This is a genomic window from Ruegeria sp. AB9 (genome assembly GCF_056542585.1).
The window spans coordinates 1-6394 of sequence record NZ_JBQGAA010000035.1; the positions used below are offsets into that span (position 1 = coordinate 1).

General features: G+C 50.2%; 4 protein-coding genes and 2 pseudogenes. 4 read left to right on the forward strand and 2 right to left on the reverse strand.

The genetic code is table 11. From position 1 onward, the window contains the following. Nucleotides 1-208 precede the first annotated feature (208 nt). Complete coding sequence (locus ACR0K5_RS24825) at nucleotides 209-616, forward strand: universal stress protein (protein ID WP_480534117.1); 408 nt, start codon at nucleotides 209-211, stop codon at nucleotides 614-616. 58 nt (nucleotides 617-674) lie between these two features. On the opposite strand, the pseudogene ACR0K5_RS24830 reads toward ACR0K5_RS24825, so the two are convergent. Together ACR0K5_RS24830 and ACR0K5_RS24835 are read right to left on the reverse strand one after the other, a co-directional pair. Beyond that, nucleotides 675-2020 (reverse strand): annotated as a pseudogene (locus ACR0K5_RS24830) (ISKra4 family transposase). Between the two features lie 155 nt (nucleotides 2021-2175). Then, nucleotides 2176-3204, reverse strand: coding sequence for an AraC family transcriptional regulator (locus ACR0K5_RS24835; protein ID WP_480534119.1), 1029 nt, complete (start codon nucleotides 3202-3204; stop codon nucleotides 2176-2178). A gap of 1053 nt (nucleotides 3205-4257) precedes the next feature. On the opposite strand from ACR0K5_RS24835, the gene ACR0K5_RS24840 reads away from it, so the two are divergent. The 3 genes and pseudogenes from ACR0K5_RS24840 to ACR0K5_RS24850 form a co-directional block, all read left to right on the forward strand. Then, the gene (locus tag ACR0K5_RS24840) at nucleotides 4258-4485 is read left to right on the forward strand and encodes a hypothetical protein (RefSeq protein ID WP_480632195.1); all 228 of its coding nucleotides are present in this window, start codon (nucleotides 4258-4260) and stop codon (nucleotides 4483-4485) included. Between the two features lie 341 nt (nucleotides 4486-4826). Further along, entirely contained in the window at nucleotides 4827-5915 is a 1089-nt protein-coding gene (locus ACR0K5_RS24845) for a Hint domain-containing protein (RefSeq protein ID WP_480534121.1), read from the forward strand. 10 nt (nucleotides 5916-5925) lie between these two features. Continuing rightward, a pseudogene (locus ACR0K5_RS24850) lies at nucleotides 5926-6045 on the forward strand (hypothetical protein); the annotation flags it as partial. Nucleotides 6046-6394: the final 349 nt, after the last annotated feature.

Below are 6394 nucleotides of genomic sequence, written 5' to 3' on the forward strand. Positions count from 1 at the left end.
ATTGGAAGCGGCAATCGCCAGCGGCAAGCCAACTGTGCTCGATGTGCCAATGATCAACAACCCGACACCAACGACCGGACACTGGAACATCTTGGACATATACTCGCCTGACAAGGATGTCAGCCACGTGGCTACATAAAGTGCCGAGCATGACCGACGTCGAGTTCAACCGGACACCGGGAACAGGCATCAAAAGAGGAGCCGACGCATGTACAACCATATCTTGATCCCTGTCGCGTTGGACCATGAGGTCGATGTCAGGGAGATGATTGCCACGGCAAGGATTTTGCTCGCCAAGGGGGGCAAGATGACACTTGTAGCCGTCGTTGAGGATGCGCCGGTCTACGTGGCAGAATACGTAACGGTGAAGTCCGCCGAACACATTAACGAAGATCTCAAGAAGCGCTTGCGCGAGTTGGCAAAAGGCGAAAGCGGCCTTGAAATTGCGATTCTTTCTGGGAAACCGGGCGTGGCGATTCCCGATCTTGCATCGGAAACCGACGCCGATCTGATTGTTATCAATTCTCACAAGCCTGGCATTGAAGACTACTTCCTTGGATCGACAACCTCACGCGTAGTTCGACGCGCTCCATGTGCAGTATTGGTCCTTCGGTAAGGCGCGAGCGGCGGACGCATGCTAGCACATTGAGATGGGAGTGGAAACAACCTGGGGATCAAGCCGCTCGGAGTTGACCTTCGCCAAGCCTTCCATCCAGGACCGCTGTCACCCGGTGCGCGCCTTGCGGGGACCAACGCATCCGGCGCTTCTTGCCCATACGGGCGTTCGCGATGTCATTGACCAGCCCTTCTGCTCGCGATGTCGAGATTGCCTTCCCGCTTCGACCCCGGCGACCATAATCAACGAGAGCCACACGATTGTATTCGAGGTAGGTTCGCAGCTCCATTGCTCGTGCGACCGCAGAAAAGGCCGCTTCAATTTTTCGGCCAATTGTTTCGCGGCGCACACGCATACCGGTTCTGACGAGGGTTTCAATCGCATCAAGTGCCCGATCCGCCTGCCCGTGCCATATGCGCCATCGAAGGCTTTGTACCAATGGCTCAAGTTCTGGAACCTCGACCCCTCCCAGCAAAGAAAATAGAGTGCGAAATGTCGTTTCCACATGTCTGATGCGGATCGAAACATGCCACCAGTCCAGGACGTGACTGACATCCGCACCTGTGGCGTCCCTCACCAATCGGGGCAATGCAGGGTCACCATCAGACAGAACCGTAACGGTGGTGCCATCACGCCATTCGGCCGTTTCCAGATTTCGTCGCAGATGTTCGCGCGTATTGTTCGCACCAGTCACGCTCAAGCCAAATCGGCGTTTCTCGCATCCTTTGCTCTCGATGGAACCAACAATGACTTCCAAGTTCCGGCGTTGATACTCCGGTCTTGATCGGACATATGCGCTGTCCAGAAATACCGTAATCTCAGATAACTCAGTGCGTTGATTGGCTCCTGTAGCCACAAGAAATTCGCTGCAGGAAAGGTCATCAGCGATAGTCGCGACTCGGTTTCGGATCGTTACGTGATTCTGTTTAGTACAAGGTGTCAGTTCATTCGGAAGCCTTGCAGCTTCCCGAAAACTATGGCGCGCTCCCAGTTCTGCCTGCAGTCGTCGAAGCTCTGGCGTAGCGCTGTCCGGCAAAAGGCGCGTCAGAGGAGAGTACGCTACTTTCAACGTTGGAATTCTCGGGAGACCACACATGCATATTTGAACCTGTGGCCCTACGACGATGACCCGACCGAAAAGCGTGTCAATACGGCGTCGGCGGCGGTCATGAACCGGTAGATAGGTGCCGCAAAACGGCAGACTCGAGCGATTTCGCCGATCTCTTCGACCTGATCCTGCAGCAGCGCGCGCTGGATCCCATTACATATTGATTTCGCTTCGGCCAGACACAGTCCAAGGTCTTCGTCGGACGCATCAACCGACCGGCGTTCCAGGGTGCAAATCTCGTGTGATCGCTTCTCGCCCCAACCAAACTCAGTCTCTAACCTGATCTTGAATTTCATCGCTATGCCTCCTGCAAAAACAACGAGACATTAGATCAGAATCTTCAGGTATCCCCACATTCTTTCCACTCCCTGGGTATTGCTCCATAGCTGCCGTCTCTCTTTTTTGGCGGTATGCCTGGGGATAAGAAACAGATCAGGGTTGACCTGGGGGGTCAGATGCAACGCTTACCATTGTTCTTTCCTACACGCCGGCGAGTCTCCGACGGAAGTTCACCAAAGAACTCTCGATAGTCGCTCGAAAGCCAGCCAAGATGCCAGATATCAAACTGCGCAGCAATATCACCAATGGTTTGACTTTGGTTTTCGGGCTTCAACAAGGCTGATCTAAAACTATTGAGCTTGATTGCTTTGTTGTATTCCAAAGGGCTCTGTTGAAAATACTCACGGAATATCTTCTCAAGAGATCTTCGTGAAACGCCCAAACGATCCGCAATTTCCTGAGGCGCAAAGTTCAAGCCCAAGTTTTTCCGGAATTCTCGTTGAACGACACCAGCTAGACGTGCCCGATGGTCCAGCGTCTCTTTTACCAAAAGAGAAGTGGCGACATGAGCATCCGATGCGACCCCAACCAAGAACTGGATGAGCGCGCCCTTGGAACTTTGAACAACTCCAGGAAAGGAATTGTGATTTTTTTCAGAAGTAAGGCGAGCCAGAAACGCAACTGAAGCGCGAAGATGTTTGGTTGTGGCAGAATGAACGAAGAACTGCGTCGACATCGCAATTCGCCTGCACACATCATCTCTTAGTAGCGCATCACCAAGCGCATTCTCAAACGCCACTTTATCGACACTTACAACACAGAACCCGGTATTGGCTTCTGCCCTGCAGTCGAATTGCGCTCCAGGTGGCATGATAAATATGTGATCACCTGTAAAGCTGACCCTGCCAAACATGCTTTCCGAATTTCCGTGTGTAAGAAAAGCAAACCCGTATCGGTCCTGAGGCGACGCTCCCCATTGGTCCATTCTTTGGTTAAAGGTCTCGAAATAGAGGCCAAGTTCAGAATCAATATCGATCGTTTCAAAATGCCCCTTGAAGAGACCTGCACTCATCTGTTGATACTGCTGGTCAAATCCAGCCAAACAGGCCGCCTGATCATCGATGTTGAAGAAAGTGTGTGACCACCGCAACGGCATTTTTTTTTCGCCAATCGGATATGCTTGCGGTTCCTGCTCATTCATCCTTGGCTCCCTTCGCTGCCCGGCTGGATTTGACCAGCAATCCAAAGACCTGAGCACTCGAAGGGGAGACTGAATCCGCCGCACAAGCAACTCCAGAAGGACTTCGAGTTGTACATTAGGAATGTACAATTTCTCCGAAGCAGAAATTTGATCTAAATCAAGACGGTAGACACTAAATCGTGAACAAAAAAGGGGAAGTTTTGCAATTGCTTCTCCATGGCATCTAACAAAGGCTTCAAAAGCCTAAGTCTTAATTTAGAAAACCCAAATCTATCATTGAGAGCTGCGCGAGCGTGTTTCGCAAACCGGATAAGCGTATCGCTCATTGCCTTGCGTTATGGGAGCTATTGAAACTTTTTCTTCGCATCCCGGATAACGGTTCTGTAAGCGAATCGTTTAAACTCTAGGTTACAAGCCAAGTTGTGCTCATGCGGTCTATCACACTAGCAAGATACAGAAACAAGGAGCGGGAAGGTTAGAGAATAACAGCGAATGATGGTATTAGGCTTCGTCGTTTGATCCGAATCCACCAACCAGCCAAACCACTCACACCAAAATACGCCTCGGCGTATCTCGGCGTTGCACCGAATTGTGGCTTCCGCCGACCCCCTCCATTCGGTGCAACGCTAATCCAAAGGAGATCATTCAAGTACTACTAAACAAAATACTGCCAAAGGGATGGAAATGGCCAGTTTCGGAATGTCGGCGTTTAATAGCAGACTATGACCACCACTCACTCACTTCAAAGTTTAAGGATGGAGGATTTGACTTTTGCTTCAAAGCTGTCATAGCAGCACTCGAATACGCCTTGGGTTTATCTGGGTGTTACATTGTGTTGGCTATGACGCACGTTCGAGTATAGGTGCCAAAAGGGGGTATTATCCGTTAGGTTTACGCCTGAACACTACCAATCTTTGGAGTGGGCGGTTTGAGCTTCTGATGTGATGCCTTAGGCTTAGCAAATTGCGTTATCAAAGGACAACCCTAAATAAGATGAATACTAATGCTTGCAGGCTATTTCGAACACTAGTCTATAAGCCGCAAATAGGCGTGGTGACGACTGGTGGCGACATCGAACATGGCATTTGTAAAAATTGCGGAACCTATCTGGTGTCCAGAGAGGATTTTTTCTGCTGGAAATGCGGGATACGACACCCCAACGAAATTGGCAAAGGGCAAAAAGTATCGGTTTTCCGACTCTTCATCAAAGCGGTGATTATGAGCGCAGCAATTACCTATCTCCTATTTGCTTTCGAAAAAAACTTCAAATTTTTATCCTAATGGACAGAATTCGAAAAAGACTGCCCCCACAGCAAGAAAGAAAGATTTGCGAATTGGGTAAGTTCTCTATTTCCAATTCGAATCAAATGGTTAGATCATTTCTAAGAAATGAAAACGCAAATGATTAGTTGGGAATTGTGATGATTATTTCCTACAGCGGATTACAATCCCGGTTTGCAACGATAGCCCAATTGCGAGGCATCATGCATGAACTTCTACAAGGAGAGCTGCGGAAAACGGCGTGAACTGGGAGTGGGAAGAATGATGCGAGCGAGGAACTGAATACATGACCCGCTTGCCTTAAGTTCTACCGTGCCAGACGAACGACAAGAGGAAAACGGGTGGCGAACTACACACTTGCAATCCTGCCAGAAAGCCAAATCACCGTTACAGGTGGCGTAGGGCTGGATGGGGTAACTCAAGGAGATGGGTCTCATCTGGTTGGTGAATTCATAACCTTGGGAACAGGAGCGCTAACATCTCTCAATATCTCAGACGGTGGGACTGACACCAGTTTTGACGACAATGATGGCAATCAGCGGTTAGACGGCGCACAATCTCTGGATGGTATTGCGTATGCGGATAACACTCGCATAGAGGCTGAGTTCCAGTTCACCCTGCGTGACAACAACACCGGAGAGACCTATCAGATTATCGGCGTCAACATTATTAACTCGGCACCAGCATTTGGTACAATTGAAGGGTTGGCGTTCGTAGGTGATTTCCCGCCACGCGGCATTGCTTTGGAAGTCATTTCAGCGGCTGAAGGCCCCGGCTCTTCAGGTCAGCTGCCCATCGATGCTACGGATTTTGTCACCTGCTTCACGGGCGGCACTAGAATACTAACAAATCGAGGTGAAGTTTCGATCTGTGAGCTAAACTCAGGAGACACGGTTCTTACTGCCGAGGGGTTACTGGCCCAAATACGTTGGATTGGTCGTCGTGAGTTTAGTTTCAGCGCGCTACTCGAAAACGCTAAGCTTTGCCCGGTCCGTATCTCAGCGGGAGCCCTGGGGCTTGGGCTACCGAAACGCGATCTACTCGTTTCGCGCCAGCATCGAATGATGGTGCAGTCAAAGATCGCTGGACGTATGTTTGGAGAAACAGAAGTTCTGGTTCCAGCGATTAAACTGACCGAATTGCCAGATATATTCTTAGATGAAACCGTCAATCAGGTGGCGTATTATCACCTTCTCCTTGACCAACATGAGATCATTTACGCTGAAGGTGCACCAAGCGAAAGCCTGTTTACCGGTCCGGAGGTTTTGAAAGGATTAGGCCCCGAGGCACAGGAAGAAATTATGTTGATTTTTCCAGAATCTAGGGAACTGTCTAATCCGATGGAACCCGCTCGATACATCCCATGTGGTAGACAGCAAAAAAAGCTCGTCGCGCGACATTTGAAGAACAACAAACCTCTACTCGCCTAAGAGCTTTGAATGGCCTCGCGTCAGTGACGGGGTGATGACCATGACCAAGTCACAGTTTGAGGCCCTTTTTGAAGGGCTCGACTGGAAGCGAGTGGTGGCACGCGGAACACGGCATCCGGTTGGTGTCTGAGTATTGATAACAATGAAGGGGCTATCCCCCTTTCGGGACAGTCTTGTCTTCGACCCTTCTGTCGAAGGGTGACGATATTGTCCTGCTTTCCAGCCTCTTGGGTTTCGCGTATTCTTTGAGCTGTCGCGTAAGTTCTCTTGGTAGGCACATACTCAGTCGAATGCGTTAGGCCGTTCCCGTGTGTTATCTCAAACCACTTCCAATTGAGTTCAGAGATCGCACACTGGACAGTCTTCTTAGTGAAACCGAGCGCCTTGGTGAGCAGCCTCATCTGACTGGTCCAAATTGATTGTTAGTGCATCATCGGCCTGTGATCCATCGGGATGATGGTTTCGGGTGCTGGCGGGCG